Origin of the sequence: Candidatus Halobonum tyrrellensis G22 (genome assembly GCF_000495475.1) — an archaeon.
Taxonomy (GTDB): domain Archaea; phylum Halobacteriota; class Halobacteria; order Halobacteriales; family Haloferacaceae; genus Halobonum; species Halobonum tyrrellense.
In genome coordinates this window covers 122,701-147,288 of record NZ_ASGZ01000064.1, presented here as the reverse complement: position 1 = coordinate 147,288, position 24,588 = coordinate 122,701, and the positions used below count along the sequence as shown (strand labels likewise).

17 protein-coding genes are annotated in these 24,588 nt (G+C 69.0%); 10 read left to right on the top strand and 7 right to left on the bottom strand.

Going from position 1 to position 24,588, the window contains the following annotated elements; genetic code table 11:
- Positions 1–382: 382 nt before the first annotated feature.
- Positions 383–1,147 carry an IclR family transcriptional regulator gene (locus tag K933_RS16105; protein WP_023395816.1) on the bottom strand — a complete coding sequence of 255 codons (765 nt, stop codon included), beginning with the start codon at positions 1,145–1,147 and terminating at the stop codon, positions 383–385.
- Between the two features lie 394 nt (positions 1,148–1,541).
- Here K933_RS16105 and dgoD point away from each other — a divergent pair, with 394 nt between their 5' ends.
- The gene (dgoD, locus tag K933_RS16100) at positions 1,542–2,702 is read left to right on the top strand and encodes a galactonate dehydratase (protein WP_023395815.1); all 1,161 of its coding nucleotides are present in this window, start codon (positions 1,542–1,544) and stop codon (positions 2,700–2,702) included.
- Positions 2,703–2,758: 56 nt separating this feature from the next.
- Here the strand turns inward: dgoD and K933_RS16095 are convergent, their stop codons facing one another.
- Together K933_RS16095 and K933_RS16090 are read right to left on the bottom strand one after the other, a co-directional pair.
- On the bottom strand, positions 2,759–6,025 hold the full coding sequence (locus tag K933_RS16095; protein WP_023395814.1) for a glycoside hydrolase family 2 TIM barrel-domain containing protein: 3,267 nt from the start codon (positions 6,023–6,025) through the stop codon (positions 2,759–2,761).
- A gap of 128 nt (positions 6,026–6,153) precedes the next feature.
- Positions 6,154–7,044, bottom strand: coding sequence for a phytanoyl-CoA dioxygenase family protein (locus K933_RS16090; protein ID WP_023395813.1), 891 nt, complete (start codon positions 7,042–7,044; stop codon positions 6,154–6,156).
- Between the two features lie 93 nt (positions 7,045–7,137).
- Here K933_RS16090 and K933_RS16085 point away from each other — a divergent pair, with 93 nt between their 5' ends.
- The 9 genes from K933_RS16085 to K933_RS16045 all read left to right on the top strand — a co-directional run bounded on the left by K933_RS16085 (position 7,138) and on the right by K933_RS16045 (position 21,464).
- Positions 7,138–8,250, top strand: a complete 1,113-nt coding sequence (locus K933_RS16085; RefSeq protein ID WP_023395812.1) for a Gfo/Idh/MocA family protein — start codon at positions 7,138–7,140, stop codon at positions 8,248–8,250.
- The gene (locus tag K933_RS16080; protein WP_023395811.1) at positions 8,250–9,002 is read left to right on the top strand and encodes a hydroxypyruvate isomerase family protein; all 753 of its coding nucleotides are present in this window, start codon (positions 8,250–8,252) and stop codon (positions 9,000–9,002) included. Before K933_RS16085 ends, K933_RS16080 begins: the two co-directional genes overlap by 1 nt.
- A gap of 153 nt (positions 9,003–9,155) precedes the next feature.
- A complete protein-coding gene (locus K933_RS16075; RefSeq protein WP_023395810.1) occupies positions 9,156–10,568 on the top strand; it encodes an extracellular solute-binding protein in 1,413 nt (470 codons plus the stop codon).
- 241 nt (positions 10,569–10,809) lie between these two features.
- Entirely contained in the window at positions 10,810–11,835 is a 1,026-nt protein-coding gene (locus K933_RS16070) for a carbohydrate ABC transporter permease (RefSeq protein WP_023395809.1), read from the top strand.
- Positions 11,828–12,664, top strand: a complete 837-nt coding sequence (locus K933_RS16065; protein ID WP_023395808.1) for a carbohydrate ABC transporter permease — start codon at positions 11,828–11,830, stop codon at positions 12,662–12,664. The genes K933_RS16070 and K933_RS16065 overlap by 8 nt, the downstream gene beginning before the upstream one ends.
- A 10-nt stretch (positions 12,665–12,674) precedes the next feature.
- Positions 12,675–13,808: an ABC transporter ATP-binding protein gene (locus K933_RS16060; protein ID WP_023395807.1), complete on the top strand. Its 1,134-nt coding sequence runs from the start codon at positions 12,675–12,677 to the stop codon at positions 13,806–13,808.
- Positions 13,809–13,953: 145 nt separating this feature from the next.
- Positions 13,954–15,999: a beta-galactosidase gene (locus tag K933_RS16055; RefSeq protein ID WP_023395806.1), complete on the top strand. Its 2,046-nt coding sequence runs from the start codon at positions 13,954–13,956 to the stop codon at positions 15,997–15,999.
- Positions 16,000–16,129: 130 nt separating this feature from the next.
- Positions 16,130–20,692 (top strand): glycoside hydrolase family 2 TIM barrel-domain containing protein, encoded by a 4,563-nt coding sequence (locus K933_RS16050; protein ID WP_023395805.1) that lies wholly within the window; start codon positions 16,130–16,132, stop codon positions 20,690–20,692.
- 331 nt (positions 20,693–21,023) lie between these two features.
- The gene (locus K933_RS16045; RefSeq protein ID WP_200862336.1) at positions 21,024–21,464 is read left to right on the top strand and encodes a DoxX family protein; all 441 of its coding nucleotides are present in this window, start codon (positions 21,024–21,026) and stop codon (positions 21,462–21,464) included.
- Between the two features lie 216 nt (positions 21,465–21,680).
- Here the strand turns inward: K933_RS16045 and sod are convergent, their stop codons facing one another.
- The 4 genes from sod to K933_RS16025 form a co-directional block, all read right to left on the bottom strand.
- Entirely contained in the window at positions 21,681–22,283 is a 603-nt protein-coding gene (sod, locus tag K933_RS16040; RefSeq protein ID WP_023393323.1) for a superoxide dismutase, read from the bottom strand.
- A gap of 161 nt (positions 22,284–22,444) precedes the next feature.
- Positions 22,445–22,672, bottom strand: coding sequence for a DUF7385 family protein (locus K933_RS16035; RefSeq protein WP_023395803.1), 228 nt, complete (start codon positions 22,670–22,672; stop codon positions 22,445–22,447).
- A 472-nt stretch (positions 22,673–23,144) separates the two neighbouring features.
- Positions 23,145–23,912 (bottom strand): IclR family transcriptional regulator, encoded by a 768-nt coding sequence (locus tag K933_RS16030; RefSeq protein ID WP_023395802.1) that lies wholly within the window; start codon positions 23,910–23,912, stop codon positions 23,145–23,147.
- Positions 23,913–24,180: 268 nt separating this feature from the next.
- Positions 24,181–24,522: a cupin domain-containing protein gene (locus K933_RS16025; protein ID WP_023395801.1), complete on the bottom strand. Its 342-nt coding sequence runs from the start codon at positions 24,520–24,522 to the stop codon at positions 24,181–24,183.
- Between the last annotated feature and the right edge of the window lie 66 nt (positions 24,523–24,588).

The following is a 24,588-nucleotide window of genomic DNA, read 5'->3' as shown; positions in this document are numbered from 1 at the left end:
TACTATCAACGAATACGTATACGGGGAACTATCGGTCCGATATCGGGCGTCGAGAACCGGCACAGGGATCCCCGGAGACGACTCGAAATACGCCTCTCGATGCTGGGACTGCCAACTTCGCCGGCGCACCGGGCGGAGCGCCTCGTACGCATCGGATTTACCCGTACTCGTACGGGTCACGGAGTTGTACGGAGTCCGTATCTATCACATTAGACTCACAACCGTTCGGGTGTCGAGTACTGTCACACCGTCTCTCGTACTCGACCGCACCCGCCGTGACCGAACGGTGCGTCGGAACGGTCGTCGAGGGTGGGCGATCTTTACAGCGGTACTCTTGTCACACGAGCGGGGAGGTGACGTGCCGATCCGCCGCTTGAGCGGTTCAGGCGGTCCGTACCGCCCGTTCGATGGTCTTGGCGGCGGAGGTCACCAGCCCGACCACGTCCTCTTCGAGTCGCTTGCCGGACATCTGTCTGGTGTCGCCGACGACGCTGACGGACCCGACCGGCCGGCCGTCGGTGCCTAACACCGGCGACGCCACGGCGTGGACGCCGGGCGTGAACTCCTCGCGGCCGAACGCGACGCGCCTGTCGCGTACGGACTGGAGTTCCTCCTCCAGGCGCGCGCGGTCGGTTATCGTCTTCTCGGTGTACCGCGGTAGCCCCCGACGTTCGAGGAGGGCGTCGCGTTCCGCCTCGTCGAGGTACGCCAGGACGGCTTTCCCGCCCGCGGTGGCGTGCGCCGGGACGACCGACCCCTCGCCGTGTTCCGGTCCCGCGCCCGTTCCCGCCGGGGTCTGGACGGCGCAGACGACGGCGTCGTTCTCCCGGACCAGAAAGTCGGTCGTGTGGTCCGTCGTCTCCGCGAGGTCGCGGACGGTCGATTCGACTCTCGCGAACGGGAGGCGGTCGCGCGCCTGGCGGGCGAACGCGAGAAAGCGGAAGCTGAGGTGGTACCGGTCCCCCTCCCGGACGAGGAAGCCGAGCGTCGAGAGCGTCTGGACGTGTTTGTGGACCGCGCTCTTCGAGAGGCCGGTGTCGCGCGCGAGTTCGCTGATCCCGGCCCCGCCCCGGACGCGGACCCGTTCGAGTAGCCCGAAGCACGTCCCGGTCGACTTCACCCCCAACTGTTCGCCGTCTGCGTTCATCGGTCGAGTGTAACGCGCGGCCGGAACAAAAGGCTGTTCACCGATAGTGAACGCCGGCGCTACGGGACCGGCCGAAATTTCGATGAACTATCGTGATAATGAACGGAGATCAGCAGACGACGAGGGGGTCGACCGTCCGTTCTCCGATGGTGAACGATGGCATCTCTTGCCGAATAAAAGCCATCTGATAGGTTCTGAACCGAGCGGCACGGGGGACGGGAGCGCGGCGCGGGGACTCCGAGCGGGCGACGGGGGCGCGACTCCGGGCCCGGGGGGTTTATACGGTCCGTCGCCGTTGTACGACGACGCACACCATGACTGCGAGCGTACGTTCGGACCGAGCGGCGGGGGCGAGTACGGGCGCGGCTGCCGTCGCGGCGGCGGGGCGGCGCCGATGACGACCAACCGCATCGTCGACTACGAACTGTTCGAGGTGCCGCCGCGGTGGCTGTTCCTGCGACTCGAAACCAGCGAGGGGCTGGTCGGGTGGGGGGAGCCGGTCGTCGAGGGGCGGTCGCGGACCGTCCGGACCGCCGTGGAGGAACTGCTCGACAACTACCTCGTCGGCGAACCGGTCGACCCCATCGAGGACCACTGGGGGACGATGTACCGCGGCGGCTTCTACCGCGGCGGTCCGATCCTGATGAGCGCCATCGCCGGCATCGACCAGGCGCTGTGGGACCTCAAGGGGAAGGGACTCGGCGTGCCGGTGTACGAACTGCTCGGCGGCGCGGCGCGCGACCGGATCCGCGTCTACCAGTGGATCGGCGGCGACCGCCCCTCGGAGGTGGCCGACGAGGCCGAGGGGATGGTCGACGCGGGCTTCACCGCGCTCAAGATGAACGCGACCGAGGAGTTGGAGCGCGTCGACGACCCCCGGACCGTCCAGGACGCGGTGGACCGACTCCGCGAGGTGCGGGAGGCGGTCGGCGACGAGGTTGACATCGGCGTCGACTTCCACGGTCGGGTGACGAAGCCGATGGCGAAGCGGCTGGCGAAGGCGCTCGAACCGCACGAGCCCATGTTCATCGAGGAGCCCGTCCTCCCCGAACACAACGAGGCGCTCCCGGACATCGCGGCCCACACCACCATCCCCATCGCGACGGGCGAGCGGATGTACTCCCGGTGGGACTTCAAGCAGGTGTTCGAGAGCGGCGCGGTCGACGTGATCCAACCGGACGTGAGCCACGCGGGCGGCATCACCGAGACCCGGAAGATAGCGACGATGGCCGAGGCGTACGACGTCGCGCTCGCGCCCCACTGTCCGCTTGGTCCGATCGCGCTCGCGTCGTGCATCCAGGTCGACGCGTGCACGCCGAACGCGCTGATCCAAGAGCAGAGCCTCAACATCCACTACAACGAGACGACGGACGTGACCGACTACCTCGACGACCCGACCGTCTTCGACTACGAGGACGGCTACGTCTCGGTGCCCGACGCGCCGGGGCTCGGCATCGAGATCAACGAGGAGTACGTCCGCGAGCAGGCGGAGAAGACCGTCAACTGGCACAACCCGGTGTGGCGGCACGGCGACGGCAGCATCGCCGAGTGGTAGCGCGGCGGATTATTTCCGCCCGCGACCCGCGCCGCGGGCCGACCCGCCGCGACCCCTCACTCCGAGTCGAACGGTCGGAGTTCGAACGAGAACCCCGTCGGTTCGACCGGGACGCGGTACTCGGGGAGCGTCGCGGGCCCGCAACTGTTCGACCCCAGCCCGCAGTGGGCGGCGTCGAGCGACACCCAGACGCCGTCCCGACGCGGGAGTTCGTTCCGGTGGGCCGCAGCCTCCAGGTCGGCGGTGCTGTAGCGGTGTGCGGCGAAGTCGAACGGGTCGTCGCCGCGCACGCGGACGCCGACGCCGCGGCCGTCGGCGAACGTCGCCCACCGCGTGTCCGTCCGATTGCCGTTCTCCTGCGGGCGGACGTACGGCGTGTGGAGCTCGTCGACCGACCCTTCGTACTGGCCGAGTCGGGCGGCCTCGCTGCTGTCGGCGTACGCCTCGCCCGGCCCGCGGCCGTACCACGCCACGCGGTCGAACGCGCCGCCGAGCCTGAGGTCGAGTCCCACGCGCGGCAGCGACGGCAACACCGAGAGGTCGCCCTGCGGCTCCAGCCGGGTGTCGACGCTGACCGACCCGTCGGAGGCGACGGTGTACTCCTGTCGGACGTCGAACCCGTGAGCGAACATCGGCGGCGCGAGCCGACCCTCGACCCGGATCCGCACCTCGTCGTCGCTCACCTCGCGGTCGACATCGTCGACGCGGAGGCGCAGGTCGTCGAGTCCGTGCTCGCGCCAGAGCTGTGCGAATCCGACCGTCCGCACGTCGTCGGCGTCGAGCGGCGTCCCCGCGCGGTGGCGCTCGACCGCAGTCGAGAGGAACGTCCGCGCCAGCGGCAGTCCGCGGTCGTTGTCGGTCGGCGCGCGCCACAGCCCCACCCGGGGACCGGACTCGACCACCTCGCGCCCGCGGTAGGCGAGCGAGTCGACGGCGCCCGCGGTGTCGTCGAACGCGAGTTCGAAGCCGTCGCCCGAGACGACGGCCCCCTCGTCCGTCTCCTCGCACGTCAGCGGCGCGGCCGTCCCCGTCGACGGCGTCGGCGGCGCGGCCGTCCCGTCGTTCGCCTCGTCCCCGTCCGGGAGCGCGAACTCGGCGGTCGAGACGACGTGTCCCCGCTTTGCCCACGCGGTGTCGCGCGCGAGCGACACGTCGACCGAGAGCACGCGTTCGCCCTCGGCGTCGGACCCGCCGGGCGAATCGAGCGAGCCGACCCCGTCGAGCGCCGACGGGAGGTCGACGCCGCCGGTTTCGCCCGCGTCGAGCGACGGGAGGTCGAGCGTCCCGCTCTCGACGGAGCGACCGTCGACGAGGAGTCGCCAGGTCGCGTCGACCGCGTCCAACCGGCGGAAGTCGTAGCGGTTCTCGACCGCGAGTTCGCCGTCGGCGGCGTCGCCCGAGAGGACGACCGGTTCGACCACTTTCTTCAACTCGACCAGGCCCGGCGACGGCTCGCGGTCGGGGAACACCAGGCCGTTGATGTTGAAGTTGCCGTCGTTGGGTTCGTCGCCGAAGTCGCCGCCGTAGGCGAACCACTCCTCGCCGACGTCGTCGTACTGCCGGAGGCCCTGGTCGATCCAGTCCCAGACGAACCCGCCCTGGAGGCGGTCGTGTTCGTCGAACAGGTCCCAGTAGTCGCGGAGGCTGCCCGGCCCGTTCCCCATGGCGTGGGCGTACTCACAGGGGATCACCGGACACTCGGGGTCGTCCGCTTCGGCCCACTCTTCGAGTTGCTCCAACGGCGGGTACATCGGCCCGACGATGTCGACGACCTCCTGGTCGTAGTCCTCCTCGTAGTGGAGCGGGCGGGTGGGGTCGCGCTCGCGGGTCACCTCGGCCATCGTGCGGTGGTTGTCGCCGAAGCCCGACTCGTTGCCGAGCGACCAGACCACGACGCTGGGGTGGTTCTTGTCGCGTTCGAGCATTCGGACCATCCGGTCGACGTACGCGGCCTCCCACTCGGGGTCGTCGCTGATGTGGTACGGCGGGTCGGCCGCGCCCATCCCGTGACACTCCAGGTCCGTCTCGTCGACGACGTACAGCCCGTACTCGTCACAGAGGTCGTAAAAGCGGCTGTCGTTGGGGTAGTGGGCGGTCCGCACGGCGTTGAGGTTGTGCCGCTTCATCAGTTCGACGTCCTCGCGCATCGTCTCCAGCGGCACCGCGCGGCCGTAGTCGGCGTGGAAGTCGTGGCGGTTCACCCCCCTGATCGTGACCGCCTCGCCGTTGACGAGCAACTGCCCGCCTGCGATTTCGACCTCGCGGAAGCCGACCGGCTGGGTGACGACCACCGGGTCGGCCGCGTCGCCCGCCCCGGCGCTCACGTCGCCGTCGCCGTCCTCCGCCCCGGCGCTCCCGTCGGCGTCGTCCCCCTCGTTCGCGTCGCTCTCCGAGAGCGTGACCGCGAGCCGGTAGCGGTTCGGCGTCTCGGCCGTCCACTTCGCCGGGTCGGACACGGCGGTGTCGATATCGACGGTGACGGTCGCTCCGGGGTCGACGGCGACCGACGCATCGACCGACGACCCGTCGTCGCCGAGCGGAACCGGGTCGCCGTCGGGGTCGAACAGTTCGGCGTCGACGGTGACGGTCTCTGGGTCGTCGCCCGCGTTGTGAACGTCGACGCTCGCGGCGAGGCGGGCGTCGCGGTAGTCGTCGTCCAGTTCGGTCCGAACGTCGACGTCGGCGACGTGGGTCGTCGGGAGGGCGTACGCGTACACGTCCCGGAAGACGCCGCTGAGCCACCACATGTCCTGGTCTTCGAGGTAGCTCCCGTTGGTCCACTTGTAGACGCGGAGAGCGACGGTGTTCTCGCCGGGGTCGAGGTACTCGGTCACGTCGAACTCCGAGGGGAGGCGCGCCCCCTCGCTGTAGCCGACCCGCTCGCCGTTGACCCGGAGGTGGAACGCCGAGTCGACCCCCTCGAAGTGGAGGCGGACCCGCCGGCCGTCCCAGTCGTCGGGGACGTACAGCGACCGGCGGTACGAGGCGGTGGGGTTCTCCGTCGGCACGTTCGGCGGGTCGACCGGGAACGGGTAGACGACGTTCGTGTAGTGGGGGTGGCCGTACCCCTCGGTCTGCCAGTTCGACGGCACGCGGATGGAGTCCCAGCCGTCGGCGTCGAACCCGGGGTCGGCGAACCCGTCGGGCGCGTCGCCGGGCGTCGGCGCCAGGTCGAACCGCCACGCGCCGTCGAGCGACCGGACCCACGGCGAGGCGGCGCGGTCGCCGGCCGAGGCGGTCCGGCGGTCCGCGTACGGGATGACGTCGACGTGCGGTTCGAGGCGGTTTCGGCCGGTGACCTCCGGGTCGGTCCAGTCTGGCATCGTGCGTCGACTCCCCACCCGCGCGCTTATTCTTTCGGGTGGACCAAGTCGGCCCCGGACTCCGGGTGGGGATCGGTCGTTCCCGACGGGACCCGTTCCGACCGGCCGGTCGAGTCGACGCGTCCCGGTTACAGCCCCCACTCCGCGCGGAGGTCGGCCATCGGCGTCTCGTCGTCCGAGGGCCAGTCGTAGTGGCCGATGGGGTCGGCGCCGACCCAGCGACCGTCGACGGGTTCCTCGACCGACTGGTAGCGGGTGTCGACGCTGATCCGGAACCGGTCGGTTCGGTTCGACAGCGAGCCGTGTAGCAGGTACGGCCCGAAGACGAGCGCGTCCCCCGCCGCGAAGTCGGTGGTCGCGAGCGGTCCGCCGACGGTCGCCATCACGTCGTGGGGGTCCTCCGAGAACGGCGCCTCGAACACGTCGCGGTCGACGTCCATCCGGCCGTACGTCTCGCGGAGGCGGTCGTGTCGGTGCGACCCCGGACAGACCACGAGCGGTCCCTGTTCGAGCGGGCAGTCGCCGATGGGGCGCCAGACGGTGTACAGTTGCTCCGTCCCCCGGCCCACGAATATCCGGTCGACGTGAAAGCCGGTGAACTCGCCCGTGGCCTTCGCGCGCCCGAGTTTGCGGTCGAGCGCGAGCGGCTTCGCGTCGAGAAACTCCGCGAAGAACTCCATGACCCGTTCGCCCTCGGCGAGTTCCTCCAGGTTGGGGTAGTGGGTCCACGACGCCGCGCTCATGTCGAACTCGCCGCCGAAGTAGTCGGGGTGGACGACGCCCGCCTCGACGGGTTCCTCGGGGTCGAGTACCCCCTCCTCGGCGAGGTGTTCCAACACGTCGCGGCGCGCCGCGCGAACGAGGTCCGGGTCGTGGAACCCCCGGAGGTAGAGGTAGCCGTCGGCGGCCAGACGCGTCCGGAGCGCCCCCGGGTCGCCGAGCAGGTCGGTGCTGTCGCGGAGTTCGACCAGGTCGTCGCCCGCTTCGAGTTCGTGCTCGCCGACGGACACGCTGTTCATGATCGATCAGTACAGTCGCGCGAGTATAGCCGTTACCCAACGGGCCGGCGGGGTATCAGAAAGGATTTTATATTAACGACCGAACCCGAGGACGTGACGTACACAGTCGCCATCGTGGGAACCGGAACCGAGCCAGACGACCCGGGACGCGACGGGTACGCGATGGCGTACCACCACGCGGCGGGGTACGAGAAGCTAGACGACTGCGAGTTGGTCGCCTGCGCCGACATCGTCCGCGAGAACGCCGAGGCGTTCGCCGACGAGTTCGGCCTGAGCGACGACGCGGTGTTCGAGGAGTACGGCGCGATGCTGTCGGCCGTCGAACCCGACATCGTCTCGGTCTGCGTGCCGCCCGCGGTCCACGCCGACATCACCGTCGACTGCATCGAGAGCGGCGTCGTGCAGGCGGTCCACTGCGAGAAGCCGATGGCCGACACCTACGGCGACGCGCGGGCGATGGCGGAGGCGGCGGACCGCCACGGCGTCCAACTCACGATCAACCACCAGCGACGGTTCAGCGACGCGGTCCGGACCGCGAAGCAACTGCTCGACGACGGCGAGATCGGCGACCTCGAACGCGTCGAGTTCGCGGCGCCCGTGGGCCTGTTCGACTACGGGAGCCACTCGTTCGACCTCTGTAACTACTTCGCCGACGAGTCGCCGGCGAAGTGGGTGTTGGCACAGATCGACTACTCCGAGGAGAACGTCCTGTTCGGGACGCACAACGAGAACCAGGCGGTCGTCCACTGGGAGTACGACAGCGGCGTCCACGGCGTCGGCACCTCCGACAGCGACTTCGGCGGCGGGGGCGGACCCACCGCGGCGGTCGCGTGTCACAACCGTCTGGTCGGGAGCGACGGCGTCATCGAGGTGGGCGCCCACGACGAAGGGGAGGAGCTCCCGCCGCTCCGCATCCGCCGCGACGGCGAGGGGTGGGAGACGGTCGAGACGGACGACGGACTCCACGGCTGGGAGTTCATCGACCGCGCGCTCGCGGAGAACGTCCGGTGTCTCCGGGAGGGCGACGAACCCGAACTCGGCTCGGACAACGCGCTCCGGGCGACCGAACTCATCTTCGCCGCCTGGGAGTCGTCGCGCCGCCGCGGTCGGGTCGACCTCCCGCTCGACATCGACGACAACCCGCTCCAGTCGATGCTCGACTCGGGCGACCTCTCGCCGGCGCCGACGTCGTCGGGTGACGACTGATGGTGCGACTGTCGGTCTGCGTCGAGATGGTGTACGACGACGACCCGTTCGAGGCGCGGGTCCGCCGCGCCGGCGAGGCGGGCGTCGACGCCGTGGAGTTCTGGGGCTGGCGCGAGAAGGACCTCGACGCCGTCGCGGCGGCGGCCGACGAGGCGGGCGTCGACGTGGCGGGCTGTGTCGCGGGGGGGACGCTGACCGACCCCGACGGCACCGACGAGGCGGTCGAGACGGTCCGCGAGTCGATCCGGACGGCGGCCGACCGGGGGATTCCGACCCTGATCGCGACGAGCGGTCCCGACCAGGCGGGCGTCGACGACGACGCCCAACACGACGCCATCGTGGACGCCCTCTCGCGCGTCGCGCCCGACGCCGAGGAGGCGGGCGTCACGATAGCGCTCGAACCGCTGAACCGGGCGGTCGACCACCCCGACAACTACCTGGAGACCAGCGACGAGGGGTTCGCCATCGTCGACGAAGTCGACTCGCCGAGCGTCGGACTCCTCTACGACGTCTACCACCAGCAGGTGACGGAGGGGAACGTCATCCAGACCGTGACCGGGAACGTCGACGACGTGGCGCACGTCCACGTCGCGGACGTGCCCGGCCGGCACGAACCGGGGACGGGAGAGTTGAACTACGCGAACGTGTTCGAGGCGCTCGACGACGCGGGGTACGACGGCTACGTGGGCTGTGAGTTCTCCCCGACGGGCGACCCCGACGCGGCGGTGGCGTCGGTTCTCGACCTGGCCTGAGCGGTCCCGACCCCCCGCCCGTCGGGCGTCGGCACCCGGTCGTTCGACGGCTCTCGACGTGCGGGCCGCCCTGCCTGCGGCCGATCGGCGACGGTCGAGGGGAACGGACGACCGATACCTTCATATACGATTGTAATAGACTCACAGAGGATCATGGCGAAGCCTACCGATCCGGACGCGCGCCGTCGACAGTTCCTCCAAGCACTCGGAGTCGCGGGGACAGCGAGCCTCGCGGGCTGCAGTGTCAGCACCGGCGGGGGCGACGGGAACGGGGACGGCGACAGTGGAGACGGCGGTACCGGCGACGGCGGTACCGGCGACGGCGGCACCGGCGACGGCGGAACCGGGACCGACGGCGGGTCCGGCTCACAGATGGCGTCGGCCGCAAACGGCTGGGGGTGGAACATCGCGGCCCGGGCGCTCCAAGACGCCGCCGAGACGTACAACGAGGAGGCGGACGCGGAGGTCACCGTCGAGGAACTCGGCGGCGACGCCTGGGAACAGCGGTTCCAGACGGCCGTCACCAGCGGGAGCGGCGCGCCCGACTTCTCGGTGGTCCAGAACTACGACGTGACCAACTACGCGAGCATCGACGGCCTGACGGACCTCACCTCCCGCATCGAGGAGGCGGGCATCACCGAGGACATCGTCGAGGGGAAGTGGCAGACGGTCAGCTACGAGGACTCCTACTACGCCATCCCGTGGGACATCGGCCCGACGGGCGTCTTCTACAAGCGCGACCGCTACGAGGAGGCGGGCATCGACCCCGAGAGCCTCACCACGTGGGACGCGTTCATCGAGGCCGGCTCGCAGCTCCCCGACGACGTGGCGATGATCAACCTCCCGACGCAGGACATGGCGCAGCTCTGGCGGATGCTCATCCGCCAGCGGGGCGGGCAGGCGTTCACCGACGACGGCGCCGTCGCCGTCGGGAGCGAGGACAGCGTCGCCGTCGCCCAACTGATGATGGACATGCAGGACGCGGGCATCACGACCCGCATCGAGACGTGGTCGGGCGGCTGGTTCACCGCGTTCGCCGAGGGGACGCTCGCGTCGGTCGCGACCGCGGCGTGGATGGACGGCACCCTACGGGCGGAACTGCCCGACACGTCGGGCAACTGGGGGGTGTACAAGCTTCCGGCGTTCGAGGAGGGCGGCACCCGGGCGTCGAACCGCGGCGGGTCGAACATGGCGATCCCCTCACAGATCGACGACGACGCGGTCGTCAACCGGGCGTACGACTACTGCCTGTGGGCGATGACGACCCCCGAGGCACAGAACCGGATGCTCGAAGACTACGGGCTGTTCCCGTCGCTGACGACGGCGTACGAGGCCGACATCTACGACCAAGAACAGGAGTTCTACGGCGGCCAGCCCGTCTTCGGCCTGTTCGCCGAGGTGGCACAGGAGATCGAACCGTACAACTACACCACCGACACTCCCGAGGTGCAGGACGCCATCGAGACGGAACTCGGCAACATGCTCGACGGCGACAAGTCCCCCCAGCGGGCGATGGAGGACGCCGCCGAGACCGTCGCCGACCGGACCGACCGGGAAGTCGCCTGAGCCGACGGTGACCCGTCAACCGCTCCCGAACACCGTGTTCACGACACCGACCTCATGACACGCCCCACCCCACACCCGACCACCACGCCACGGCCGCGACGGCGGGCCGGCCCCCGTTCCGGGACGGCCGACCACCGCCGCGGACGACGCGACGGCCGAACCCGTACCGCCCGAGCGACGGAGCCGACCCGCGACCCAGCCGGGTCCGCGGACCCCGACCGGAGGCGGGGGTAACCGGCGGATGGTGCTCGCCGCCATCCAGTCGCGCGTCCGCTCGTCGACCGCGTACCGACAGCTCTCCGACCAGGTCCGCTACACCCGGCAGGGCATCTCGGACAACGTCCCCACGATCCCGGGGCTGCCGTACGCGTACATCTCGCCGTTCTTCATCCTGTTCGGGGTCTTCCTGCTGTTCCCGACGCTGTACACGCTGTACCTGTCATTTTTCAACTACGTCGGGGTCTCGAACGACATCCTGCTCCAGATCCAAGCGGGGCCGCTGACGGTCTCGATCCCCGCGATCGCGAACCTGGAGTTCGTGGGGCTCTCCCACTACGAGCGGCTGATATTCCGCGACTCGCTGTTCCACACGTCGCTGTTCAACACCTCGTTCATCTTCCTGGTGCAGGTGCCGTTGATGGTGGGCCTGGGGCTGGCGACGGCGCTCGTGTTGGACTCGAAGTTCATCCGCGCGAAGGGGCTGTTCCGGACGCTCATCGCCCTGCCCGTCGCCACCGGGCTGGTCGCGTACTCGACCATCTTCCTGCTGCTGTTCAACGACCAGGTCGGGCTGATCAACTACGCGCTCGTCCAACTCGGGCTCTCGCCGGTCGCGTGGCTCGGTAGCGCGTGGGGCGCGCGGATAACGCTCGTGATCGCGGTCACGTGGCGCTGGCTCGGCTACAACATGATCATCCTGCTGGCGGGGCTCCAGACCGTCCCGCAGCAGTTGTACGAGGCCGCCGAGATCGACGGCGCGAGCCGCTGGCAGAAGTTCCGCTACGTCACGCTCCCGCAGCTTCGGCCGGTGCTGCTGTTCGTCGTCGTCTCGTCGACGATCGGGACGTTCCAGATCTTCTCGGAGCCGTACGTGATCACCGGCGGCGGCCCGTCGAACGCGACAATAACCATCGTGCAGTACATCTACAACCAGGCGTTCCTCCAGCTCAACCTGGGGTACGCAAGCGCCGTCTCGGTCATCCTCGTGCTCATCGTGAGCGCGATGTCCATCGTCCAGATCCACTACGGGGGTGACCAGGATGCGTGAGGAGGAGCGCAACGAGGCGCTGTGGCGCTTCGGCGCGTACATCTTCCTGATGGTGATCGTCGTCCTCGTGTTGATCCCGCTGTACTGGATGATCGTCGCCGCGACCATCCCGCAGTCGGAGTTCTTCAGTTGGCCGCCGCGGCTGATCCCGGGGCTCCAGTGGTTCGACAACTTCCAGGCGCTCCAGGAGAACGTCGACTTCCTCAACAGCATCGGCAACAGCATCATCATCGCGGTGGCGTACACCGCGCTGTCGCTGGTGCTGTGTTCGATGGCCGGCTTCGCGTTCGCGAAGTACGAGTTCCGGTTCAAGGAGCCGCTGTTCTACTTCATCCTCGCGACGCTGGTGTTGCCGATCCAGCTGTTGATCATCCCGCTGTTCCTGCTGATGGTGCAGATCGGGTGGACGAACTCGTATCTCGCCGTGATCTTGCCGTGGGCGGCGAACCCGCTGGGGATCTTCCTGATGCGCCAGAACATGCAGGCGATCCCCGAATCGCTGCTCGAATCCGCGCGGATGGACGGCGCCACGGAGTTCCAGCTGTACTACAAGATCGCGCTGCCGACGATGCTACCGTCGCTGGCGGCGCTGTCGATCATCCTGTTTTTGAACCAGTGGCAGGCGTTCCTCTACCCGCTGGTGATCCTGCAGGACCCGCAGATGTACACGATCCCGCTCGCGCTGGCCGAACTGGTCGGCCAACAGCGGGTGTACTTCGACCAGATCATGGTGGCGACGTCGTTGGCGGTGACGCCCATCTTCGTCGTCTTCCTGACGATGCAGCAGTACTTCATCAAGGGCATCCTCTCGGGGTCGGTCAAACAGTAGGTGACCACGAATGGCAACAATCGACATCACGAAACTTCGCAAGGTGTTCGGCGACGAGAACGGTGAGATAGTCGCGGTCGACGACCTCGACTTGACGGTCGAGGACGGGGAGTTCCTCGTGTTCGTCGGCCCCAGCGGCTGTGGGAAGACGACGACGCTCCGGTGTATCGCCGGACTGGAGGACGTCACCTCGGGGACCATCGAGTTCGACGGCCGCGACGTGACCGACCGGCGGGCGCGCGAACGCGACGTGGCGATGGTGTTCCAGAACTACGCGCTGTACCCCCACATGACGGTCCGGAAGAACATCGGTTTCCCGCTGCGGCTGTCGACCAAGCAGTCGAGCGACGAGATAGACGCCCGCGTCGAGGAGATAGCGGGTCTGCTCGGCATCGACACGCTGCTCGAACAGAAGCCGCGCGAACTCTCGGGCGGCCAACAGCAGCGGGTCGCGCTCGGCCGCGCGATCATCCGCGACCCCGAGGTGTTCCTGATGGACGAACCGCTCTCCAACCTGGACGCGAAGCTCCGGTCGACGATGCGTACCGAGCTACAGGAGCTCCAGTCGGAACTCGGCGTGACGACGGCGTACGTCACCCACGACCAGACGGAGGCGATGGCGATGGGCGACCGGATCGTCATCCTGGAGGGCGGCGAACTCCAGCAGGTGGGAACGCCGAGCGACGTGTACCGCTCGCCCGCAAACGAGTTCGTCGCGGGGTTCATCGGCAGCCCCAGCATCAACGCGTTCACCGCGGACGTCGACGGGGGGCTGCTCACCGGTCCCGGCGGGTTCGAGTACGCGCTCGACGACCCCTCGCTGGTCGAGGGGTACGACCGCGTCCGCGTCGGCGTCAGGCCCGAGGACCTCCGGCCGGAGGTCGACGGGGCGATGCCCAGCGAGGTGACCGTCGTCGAGGAGATGGGCAACGAGAACTTCCTGTACGCCCGGATGGGCGACGTCGACCTGACCGCGCGCATCGAAAGCGAGATCCACCCCGAGGAGGGCGTGACCGTCGCGTTCGGCTTCGACGAGGAGGACCTCTACCTGTTCGACCCGAAGACGAGTGAGTCGATCAAGACCAAGACGAGCGAGACGGACATCAGCTACGAGCAGTACGTCCAGCCGGGACCCGACCAGTGAGCCCGCCCCGGCTCCCGCGTCCGACTCCGAGCCGAGACGGGGACGCCGCCGCGGGGGCGAGCCGACCCGGACCCGCGGGACGCCGACGGGGTCGCGCGCCGTCGACCACCGATCGACTTACGGCGGTCCGGGGTGACCTCCACGCGTGAACGTCGGAGTCTGTTACTTCCCGGAGCACTGGCCGGCCGAGCGAGCCGAGGCGGACGTCGAGCGGATGGCGGAGGCGGGCATCGAGTACGTCCGCATGGGCGAGTTCGCGTGGTCGCGGTTCGAACCCGAACCCGGCGAGTTCGAGTTCGACTGGCTCGAACGCGCGGTCGACCTGGTCGGCGAGTACGGCATGCAGGCGGTGCTGTGTACGCCGACTGCGGCGCCGCCGAAGTGGCTCGTCGACGAACACCCCGACATCCTCCAGGCGGAGGCCGACGGGACGACCCGCCAGTACGGCGGCCGCCGGCACTACTGTTTCAACTCCCCCACCTACCGGCGGGAGACCCGTCGTATCGTCGGCGCTCTCGCCGAACGCTTCGCGGACCACCCCGCGGTCGCGGGCTGGCAGACCGACAACGAGTACGGCTGTCACGGCACGCTCCGGTGTTACTGTGACGACTGCGCGAGCGCGTTCCGGGGCTGGCTCCGCGAGACGTACGGCGACGTGGAGACGCTCAACGGGCGGTGGGGGACCGCGTTCTGGAGTCAGGAGCTGAACTCGTTCGCGCAGGCGGACCCGCCGCGGCACACCGCCGCCGACCACCACCCCTCGCGGCTGCTCGACTACTACCGGTTCTGTAGCGACTCCGCCGTCGAGTACAACCGCATCCAGACCCGCCTCCTGCGGGAGGCGGACGACGACTGGTTCGTCACGCACAACTTCATGTCCCACTACGGCGAACTCGACGCGTACGACGTCTGTGCGGACCTCGACTTCGCGTCGTGGGACTCCTACCCGACGGGGCACGTCCAGGAGCGCCGCGAGCACGTCTCGGAGGCGGAGTACCGCGCGGGCAACCCCGACAACCTGGGACTCGACCACGACCTCTACCGGAGCGCGACCGGCGAGCCGTTCTGGGTGATGGAACAGCAGCCCGGCGACATCAACTGGCCGCCCTACTCGCCACAGCCCGCGGCGGGGGCGATGCGGCTGTGGGCGCAGTACGCGGCCGCCCACGGCGCGGACGTGGTGAGCTACTTCCGGTGGCGGCGGTGTCTGACTGGCCAAGAGCAGTACCACGCGGGCCTGCTCGAACGCGACGGCGAACCCGACGCGGGCTACCACGACGCGAGCGACGCGGCCGCGGAGTTCGACGATATCGGGGGCGAACGGGACGCCGACGACGGGGAGTCGCTCGCCGTGCCGGACGCGGACGTGGCGCTGCTGCACAGCTACGACGACCTCTGGGCGCTGGGAATCGAGCCGATGACGCCCGACTTCGACTACTGGCTCCACGTCGAGACGTACTACGCCGCGCTCCGCGAGCGGTCCGTCGGCGTCGACGTGGTGCGGCCGACCGCCGACCTCTCGGGGTACGACGCGGCGGTCGCCCCCTCCCTCTATCTCGCGGACGACGACCTCGCCGACGCGCTCGGGTCGTACGTCGAGGGCGGCGGCGAACTCCTCGTCGGGATGCGCTCGGGCGTGAAGGACCCGTACAACAAGCTCCACGACGCCCCCCAGCCCGGGCCGCTCGCGACGCTGGTGGGCGCGACGGTGGACGACCACGAGAGCGTCCCCGACTCGCTGGAGAGCGGCGTCGTCGTCGACGGCGAGCGGTTCGACGCCCGCGTCTGGAACGAGTGGCTGTCGCCGGCCGACGACGGCGCCGAGGTGGTGGCCCGCTACGACGGCGGGCGCGCGGACGGCGAGGCGGCCGTCGTCCGGAACGCGGTCGGCGAGGGGGCGGCCACCTACGTCGGCACGTGGCCGGGCGAGGAACTCGCGCGGACGCTCGTGGGCGACGTGCTCGACCGCGCGGGCGTCGAGACGACCGACCCGCTCCCCGCGGGGGTTCGGCTCGCCAACCGAGGCGGTCTGACGTGGGTGGCGAACTTCTCCGCCGACCCCGTCCCCGTCGACGCCCCCGACGGCGCGACGTGGCACGTCGGCGACGACGCCGTCGACCCGTACGACGTGGCCGTCACCGACGCCGCCCCCTCGTCGCTGGCGTTCGGCGACCGACCGAACGACGCGTAAGTCGGCCGCCGAACCCGCCGCGGACCACCGCGACACCTGTCGCTCCGGAATAGATTCGACGGAGTACCCGTATGATCAACCATCGAAGTTATTGTCCCGGCACGTAGATGTTCACTCGGAATCACCTGGCATGTCGAAGGAACACGAGACACCGTCACGGAGAGCGGTAGCGCCGACCCGCCGAACGGTCCTTTCGGGGGTCGCTGGGATCACGCTCGGATCGACACTACCGGTCGGGGCGAGCGCGGCCGAGGAGGCGGCACGGGCCGCCGCGGAGGGCGAGTACGCCGACATCGTGGAGTCGGTCGGGACGACGCCGCGCCCGGCCGAGACGGATGCGGGCGGGACGCGGTCGCTCAACGGGACGTGGGAGTTCGCGCTCTCGGGGAGCGACGGCCCGCCGAGCAGCGCGGACGGGTCGCGGGTCGTCACGCCCGACTCCTCGCCCGCGGGTAACGACGCGACCCTCGCGAACGACCCGCCGGTCGTCACCGACGAGTCGGCCCGAGCGGTCGACCTCGCGGGCGACGCGTACGTCGCGGTCGGCGACGCCGGGGGTCTCGACTTCACCGAACCCGGCTTCACGGTCCAGTTGACGTTCAAGTACTCCGCGGACACGCTGCTGTTCTCGAAAGGCGGGAGCCAGTACTCCGCGGGCGTCTACGGGGGCGAACTCTCCTTTTGGACGCAAGGCGAGGGCGACTGGCCGACGGTGACCGGCGGCGACCTCACTCCCGGCCAGTGGTACACCGCGACGTTCGTGATGGGACCGGACGCGATGCGTCTCTACGTCGACGGCGAGGCGGTCGGCTCGCTCGAACACGGCGTCTCGTCGCTCCCGCACACGGACTCGCCGCTCCACGTCGGCTACAACTCCGCGGACGGCACGCAGGGGACGCCGGTGGTCGACGCGTTCGCGGCGTTCGACGCGGCGCTGTCGGCCGAGCAGGTGGCCGGCGGGTTCGACTCGGTGCCCGACAGCGCGGTGGCGTGGCTCGGGTTCGACTCCGCGTCGGGCGGCGTGGTCGCCGACGAGTCGGGGTCGGGCAACGACGGCGAACTCGTCGGCGACCCCGCGTTCGTCGCCGGCGAGGGCGGGCAGGCGCTCGACCTGGCGGGCGCGCCGTACGTCTCGGCGGGGTCACCGGAGAGTCTGGACCTCGCGTCGACCGGGTTCACGCTCGAAGCGACGGTCAAGTACGACGGCGGGAGCGGTCTCGTCGTCGACAAGGGGAGCAGTCCCGTCTCCACCGGCACCGAGCAGTTCGGACTCGGCATCTACGACGGGACCGCCTCCTTCTACATGCAGACCGCCGACGGGAGCTACCCCGACTCGGTCCAGACCGACGTCTCGACCGGCGAGTGGCACCGGCTGACCGTCGTGGTCGCCGCCGACGAGAACCGCATCTACGTCGACGGCGAGTTCCGCGGGGCGATTTCCCACGGCGCGTCGGGGCTGGCGAGCAGCGACGCGCCGTTCGTGGTCGGCGGCGACGACCTCGACGTCTCCGTCAGGTCGACCGCGGCGCTCGATACGGCGCTGACCGACGCGCAGGTCGCGGAGGGGTTCTCGTCGGTGCCGTCGAACGCGGTGCTGTGGCTGACGTACGACTCGCTGGAGGACCGCAGCGTCGAGTGGCGCGAGGAGGCCGTGCCCGGCCAGTGGGCGTACGAGGACTACTACGTCCCCAGTGGGTCCTCGGAGTGGTACCCGCCGGAGGGCCAACGCGGCTGGTACCGCCGGGAGTTCGAGGTGCCCGACGGCTGGGAGGGGCGGGTCAAACTCCACTTCGGCGCGGTGTACAGCCACGCGTGGGTGTACGTCGACGGGACGCTCGTGACCGAACACGTCGGCGGCTACACCCCCTTCGAGGTGGATATCACCGACGCCGTCGACCCCGACGGGTCGACCGACCTCGCGGTCGGCGTGGCCCAGCGGTCGGCGTCCGACGACATGGGCTGGCAGAACGTCACCGGCGGCATCACGCGCGACGTGACGCTCGTCGGCCTGCCCGACGCGCACCTCTCGGACCTGGTCGTCCGGACCGACCTCGACGCCGGGAGCGCGACGGTGCACGTCGACGCCCCGGTCACCAACGCGGGCGACGCGGCCCTCGACGCCGCGACGGCCACGGTCACGCTGACCGGTCCCGACGGGTCGACCGCGGGGTCGGCCGAGGCGGAGGTCACCTCGCTCGCTGCGGGCGCGACCGAGGAGCTGTCGGTCGAGATTCCCGTCTCCGACCCGCGGACGTGGGACCCCGAACACCCCCGACTGTACGACGTCGCGGTCGAACTGAACGCGGGGGAGACGACCGAACGGGTCACCGAGTCGGTCGGCATCCGCGACGTGGAGGTGAGCGGGAACCAACTCCTGATCAACGGCACGTCCGTGACGCTCCGGGGCGTCAACTGGGAGGAGATCCACCTCCCGCAGTACGGCCAGGCCATCCCGCCGGCGATCACCCGCGAGGACGCCCGCCGGCTGAAGGAGGCGAACGTCAACTACGTCCGCACCGCCCACCACCCCACCTCGGAGGCGTTCCTCGAGGCGTGTGACGAACTCGGCATCGTCGTCGAGATGGAGGCGCCGCACATGTTCGTCGGGCGCGACCGCGGCGACCCCTATCCGGACGTGGTGGTCCAACAGACGCTGGAGACGGTCGAGCGCGACCGCAACCGGGCGTCGGTCTGCATCTGGTCGATCGCCAACGAGTCGGAGTGGTACGACGTGTTCGACACGGTCGCGGGTCTGGTCGACGAGTTCGACCCGACGCGACCCAAGATATTCAACCACGACGTGTACGACCCGTCGGACCCGTGGCACGACGAGTACGAACTCCGCGCGCACCACTACCCGGCGCTGCGGTCGGGGTCGACCGTCGAGGAGTACTCCGGCACCGACGCGCCGCTGCTGTACGACGAGTACGCCCACACCTACTGTTACAACGACGAGGAACTCGTCACGGACCCCGGCCTGCGCGACGAGTGGGGGCGGGTGTTCGAGACCATCTGGGAGCGGTGCCGGAACGCGGAGTCGGTCGCCGGGGCGGCGCTGTGGGCCGGCGGCGACCACCTCGAACAGTGGGGCGAGTACCTCTGGGGGATGCTCGACCGCAACCGCCGGCACCGCCCGGAGTTCTGGCACGTCAGAAAGGTGTACGCGCCGGTCACGTTCTCCGACGCCGCGTGGGCGGCCGACGGCGGGAGCGTCACGCTGACCGTCGAGAACCGCTACGAGTTCACCGACCTCTCGGAGGTGACGCTGACCGCCGACAGCGACGGGGACGAAACCGACCTCGACGTCTCGCTCGCGCCCGGCGAGGAGACGCGGGTGACCGTCCCCGCACCGGGCGAGTCGGTCCGGGTCGAGGCGGTCCACGACGGGTGGACGGTCAACGAGTTCGTCGCCGAACCCGACGACGCCGACGCAGCGGCGGCCGACGACGGCGGCGCCGAGGGCACGGGCGTCGAGACCGGCGACGGGTCGTTCACCGTCGACGCCGGGTCGGTCGCGGCGCACGTCGATAGCGAGACGGGCGCCGTCGAGGTCCGGTCGGCCGACGGTGACTCACTCGTCGACGGCCTGGAGTTCGCCGTCACACCCACCCAAGACGAGGCCGGCCGCGAGTACGAGACCGCCATCGACCACCGCCTGTCGGGGCGGACGGTGACGGGCGTCCGCCGGGACGGCGACCGTGTGTTGGTCGACGTCGCGTACGACACCGCCGAGGGGACGTTCACGCTCGAACCCGCCGCCGAGGGCCTGCGCGTGGGCTACGCGTTCACGCTCACCGAGGCGGTCGACGCACGCGAGGCGGGCGTCGCGTTCCCCGCCCGCCCCGGGTTCACGACGCTGTCGTGGGACCGGGACGGTCTCTGGAGCGCCTACCCCGCCGACCACGTCGGCCGCGAGACGGGGACGGCCTCGGCGTTCCCCGACGGGACGCGGCCGGAGAGTCCGGCGATCGACATCCAGACGGGACAGCCGTGGAAGGACGACACCACGGCGTACGGGTCGAACGACTTCCGGAGCACGAAGCGGAACGTCCACCGCGTCGACCTCACCGACGGCGCCGGAACCGGCCTGCGCGCGGCGTCGGACGCCGACCGCGAACAGCACGTCCGCGCGCAAGCCCGGACCGAGTCGGTCGACCTGCTCGTCCTCGACCGCTCCATCTCGGGGACCAACCCCTACGGCTGGATGAACCGCCAGCCCGCCCTGGGCCAAGAGCCGACGCTCGAAGCCGGCCAGACGGTCGAATCGGCCGTGACGCTCCGGGCCGCCGAGGCGACCGACGCCGAATCGTACTACCAGGTGGACTTCGCCGCGGGCGAACCGATCGAGGAACTCGGCGAGGACGGCCTGTACGCCGCCCAAGACCGCCTGATGCGGTTCGCGTTCGGGTCGGCCGAGGAGGGCATCACGGAGAAGGACACCGCGTGGCCGAGCGCTGAGATACGGGACTGTCTCGACTACGGCCACATCCGCGAACACGACGACGGCACCGCGAGCGTCACCTTCACCGTCGCGGACGGCTGCGACGAGATGACGCTGTCGCTCGCAGTCTACTCGATGTCGGACGAGACGTTCGACGCCGACACCGCGGACGAACAGGTCCTACTCGAGAGCACGACCGGAACCTTCGGTCCCGGCGAACACACGGTCACCGTCGACCTGCCGAGCGAGTAGCGACCCCGAAGCGCGGTCCCGCCGCCGTCGGGCCGGCCGGGCCGCGCCGACCCCCGACCGCACGGACGACGGCCGGCCGGCGGGGTCGTTTCGCCGTCGTGAGCGTACGTCGAGACCGCATCTCCTATCGGACATCGAATAATATCCCGGGAAGCGCTCCGGCCTTCGAGCAGCGCGTACACGGGCGTAGCGGGGACAGATATGCGACAACAGGCAGATATCGTATACTATCTGTCACGGCGTATCGGGGCGATGTTCCGCCGAACGTGACGACGCGAGTACGAGAACGGGACCGACAGCCTTGTCAATCAACGCCGACGTAAGGGGGACGATGGCTGTCGAAACCGATCAAAAAGAGGAGGAGTCGGATGGGGGGCGCTCGCTGCGCAAAACCGAGCGGAACCCGCCGTCGAGGATCGGACGGCTCCTCGTCGGAGGGTTGCTCGCGTACACCGCGTTCGAGAATCTCCGTGACTTGGAGGGACAGATAGGGTACGCCGAGGCGAACGGGGTCCCGCTCGCGGACAAACTGGTTCCGTTCGGGAGCGGGATGCTCGGCGTCGGGAGCATCGGCGTCCTGCTCTGGCGGATGCCCGTCCTCGCGGCGGGGGCCGTCGGGTCGTTCCTGCTCGGCGTCACCCCGACGATGCACGACTTCTGGAACGAGGAGGACGACCAGCAGCGACAGGTCGAACTGTACCAGTTCGTGAAGAACGTCGTCATCCTCGGCGCGGTCATCGACCTCCTGCGGCAGGGGCTCGAACAGCACTGACGGCGCGGACGCGTTCGTTCACGCGTCTGACGGTCGACCCCGTCGAGTTCGAACACCGGGCCGCGTCTCGGACGCCCGGCTCACGGCGGTTCGGCGGCTCGGAGAACGGTACCGCGAACGTCGGGGTGCGGGACCCGGTTCCGGTGCCCACGGTCGGGTGCCGCGTTCGGGGCCGACTGCCCGACGGACCGGTCGTCCGTCGGTTCTATCGCTCGACTACTCGAACAGTTGGGTGGCCTGCTCGTACCGCTCGGCGGGTTCGGTCCAGTCGACGACTTCGAAGAAGGCGTCGATGAAGTCGCCGCGGGCGGGGCCGTAGTCGTAGTAGTAGGAGTGCTCCCAGACGTCGAGCGCGAGGACGGGGTGGCTGCCCCAGAGGGCGCCCTGGTCGTGTTTGTCCACGACGACGTTGTGGAGTTCGTTCGAGAACGAGTCGTACACGAGCAGCGCCCAACCGCTGGCGTTCTTGGCTGCGGCCTCGAACTCGCCCTTCCAGGCGTCGTACGAGCCGAAGTCCTCCTCGATCCGGTCGGCGAGTTCACCGGAAGGTTCGTCGCCGCCCTCGGGGCTCATGCTCTGCCAGAACAGCGTGTGGAGCATGTGTCCCGACCCGTTGTGGGTGACGTTCCGCAGGGCGCTCCCCGAGGAACCGAACTCTCCTTCCTCGCGATTCTGTTCGAGCGTCTCCTCGGCGGAATTCCAGCCGTTGACGTAGCCCTGGTGGTGGGTGTCGTGATGCCACGTCAGCACCTGTTCGGAGATGTGCGGTTCGAGCGCGTCATAGTCGTACGGGAGCGGCGGCAGTTCGTATTCGGACATTTGCGCGTTCGGACCCAGGGCCGGGAGCCGTATGAACTTTCGCTGGAACCGATTTCAGAAAGATACGATACATGCATCCCGTTCCGTCATATCAACTACCCGATATCAGTTCGCGGGCCAACTCCAACGGCGGGCGGCACCCTGGCGGAGCTAGGGGCCGGTTAGCTGTGAGTGAAGATGTACGCCTTGTCGTCGTCGACGCCGACACACAGGTCGAGTCGCTTCGAGAGGTCGAGACTCGTCGGGTTCTGCTTACAGACCACGAGGTCGTCGAACGGTTCCCCGCACGCGGGACACGCGACCGAGACGGTGTTCTGGTACGACTTGATGGCCTCGTTCTCCTCGCGAGGGGTGAGCGAGGCGCGGAGTTCTTCGGTGTCGATGTCCATGCGTCCGACTACGGCCGAACCCTTATCAATCTCCGGGCGCTCGCGCGGGATCGGTCGGACATCCGTATCGACCGCGGAAACCGCCCGGATCCACCGAGTTCCGCCGGCCACAGCCGAGTTCTGTCGCCGGTTCTGTACGAACCCGCTCCCGCGTCGGACACGGGAGTTCGGTTCTGAAATCATATCGAACTTCGTATATTAGGTCCTACAGTGTCGGACGTTGATGATTCGGGAGGGTCGGACGGTCGTTCTCGTCCGGGGCGGAGAGGGTGAGAACGACCCGGCCGGGCAGCACCTGCGGCCGCGACGGTCGTCTCGCCCATACGATTACACGCGTACGTCTGTAATCGTACGCGTCTACTCCACGAACCGGGACGACGAGAGGGTGTCGGTCAGTTCGTTCCGGAATGTCGAACGCTCGTTCTGAGCGACGACACGAGCGATGGGAGTGGGAACGCCGGGGGACGACCGTTCACGCGTAGTTGACGTTGATCTCGACGACGTTCGCGGCCTGGAGGAGTCGGTCCAATATCTCCTCGCCCACTCGGTCGTTCGTCATCCGGGTCGTCGGTCCCGCGACGCTGATCGCCCCTAGCACCGCACCGTCGGCGCGGCTGATCAGCGGCGTCGCGATACACTGCAGGCCCTCGACGCGCTCCTGGTTGCAGTAGGCGTACCCCCGGTCGCGTACCGCGGCGAGTTCCTCGTACAGTTCCTCGCGGTCCGTGATCGTTCGCTCGGTCGCCCGCGGGAGGCCGTGTTGGTCGAGGATCGCCTCGACCCGGTGGTCGGGCATGTACGCGAGAATCGCCTTCCCCAGCGCCGTGTTGTGGAGGTAGCGTCGCTTCCCGGTGTGGGTGTCGAGCGTCACGGCGTTCTCGCCGCGAGCGCGGTAGAGGTAGACGCCGAGACCGTGTTCCTCGTATAGCAGGTTCGCCAGCTCACCGGTCTCGGCGGCCAGGTTGTCCACCTCCGACTTGGCGACGTGGTAGATGTGGAGCCGGTTGCGCGCGTACTCGCCGAGTTCGAAGAAGCCCAACCCGACGTAGTAGGTGTTCCCCTCCTTGACGACGTAGTTGTGCTGTCTGAGGGTGCTGAGGTAGTCGTGGACCGTCCCCTTCGAGAGTCCGACCCGCTCCGCGAGCTCGCTCACGCCCGCGCCGTCCATCTCCTTCAACGCCTCGACGATGAGGATGGTCTTCTCGGTTCCTTTGATCGGGTTCTTCGCTTGGTCTCCCATCGCGTCCGGGAGTCGGGACCGAGCGAACAAAAGCATTGTTCCGTATTACCAAACCACACACCCGTGGAACGCGGCGCGATCCGGACGAACGCGGCGGTAGCCGCCCGTCCTACCGGCTCGCGTGTGAGACGGCCGTCGCTCGACGGCCGGGGCTGGTTCCGAACTCGATTCCCGTCGTGAACGCCGCGTCCGGGGCCACCGGGGTCGAGTTCCGATATATCGAACGATCGATCGTCTCGTTTCCGGAAACGCGCGCCCGCCGGCCGCGCTACCGGTCGGTCCAGAAGTCGAACGACCGACCCGGCGCGAACACGTCGAGACCGGTCGCGAGGCTGTCGCCGCTGTTCTCCACGCGGTGTGACTCGCCCGACGCCAGCCACACCGAGTCGTACCGCCCGAGGGTCACCTCGTCCGTCTCCGTCGCGACGGTGAGTTCCCCGTCGAGGACCAGACACACCTGCTCGTTCTCGTGGTCGTGCAGTGGCGAACTGTGTCCGGGCGGCTTCTCGAACCACTCGAAGCTGAACCGGTCGCTGCCGGCGAGTGCGACCCGTCGCCACCCCTCGTCGGGTTCGTACGTCTCGGCGCCGTCGAATTTCTCGCTCTTCATTCAGAGCACCACCGCACCTTCGCGAGTATCTGTATTAACAGTTAGGAATCCGGGAATCAATCGCGA

Excerpts from the sequence above, each read along its gene's own strand:
- K933_RS16105 (WP_023395816.1), bottom strand. The coding sequence starts at position 1,147 with ATGAACGCAGACGGCGAACAGTTGGGGGTGAAGTCGACCGGGACGTGC.
- dgoD (WP_023395815.1), top strand. The coding sequence starts at position 1,542 with ATGACGACCAACCGCATCGTCGACTACGAACTGTTCGAGGTGCCGCCG.
- K933_RS16095 (WP_023395814.1), bottom strand. The coding sequence starts at position 6,025 with ATGCCAGACTGGACCGACCCGGAGGTCACCGGCCGAAACCGCCTCGAA.
- K933_RS16090 (WP_023395813.1), bottom strand. The coding sequence starts at position 7,044 with ATGAACAGCGTGTCCGTCGGCGAGCACGAACTCGAAGCGGGCGACGAC.
- K933_RS16080 (WP_023395811.1), top strand. The coding sequence starts at position 8,250 with ATGGTGCGACTGTCGGTCTGCGTCGAGATGGTGTACGACGACGACCCG.
- K933_RS16075 (WP_023395810.1), top strand. The coding sequence starts at position 9,156 with ATGGCGAAGCCTACCGATCCGGACGCGCGCCGTCGACAGTTCCTCCAA.
- K933_RS16070 (WP_023395809.1), top strand. The coding sequence starts at position 10,810 with ATGGTGCTCGCCGCCATCCAGTCGCGCGTCCGCTCGTCGACCGCGTAC.
- K933_RS16065 (WP_023395808.1), top strand. The coding sequence starts at position 11,828 with ATGCGTGAGGAGGAGCGCAACGAGGCGCTGTGGCGCTTCGGCGCGTAC.
- K933_RS16060 (WP_023395807.1), top strand. The coding sequence starts at position 12,675 with ATGGCAACAATCGACATCACGAAACTTCGCAAGGTGTTCGGCGACGAG.
- K933_RS16050 (WP_023395805.1), top strand. The coding sequence starts at position 16,130 with ATGTCGAAGGAACACGAGACACCGTCACGGAGAGCGGTAGCGCCGACC.
- K933_RS16045 (WP_200862336.1), top strand. The coding sequence starts at position 21,024 with ATGGCTGTCGAAACCGATCAAAAAGAGGAGGAGTCGGATGGGGGGCGC.
- sod (WP_023393323.1), bottom strand. The coding sequence starts at position 22,283 with ATGTCCGAATACGAACTGCCGCCGCTCCCGTACGACTATGACGCGCTC.
- K933_RS16035 (WP_023395803.1), bottom strand. The coding sequence starts at position 22,672 with ATGGACATCGACACCGAAGAACTCCGCGCCTCGCTCACCCCTCGCGAG.
- K933_RS16030 (WP_023395802.1), bottom strand. The coding sequence starts at position 23,912 with ATGGGAGACCAAGCGAAGAACCCGATCAAAGGAACCGAGAAGACCATC.
- K933_RS16025 (WP_023395801.1), bottom strand. The coding sequence starts at position 24,522 with ATGAAGAGCGAGAAATTCGACGGCGCCGAGACGTACGAACCCGACGAG.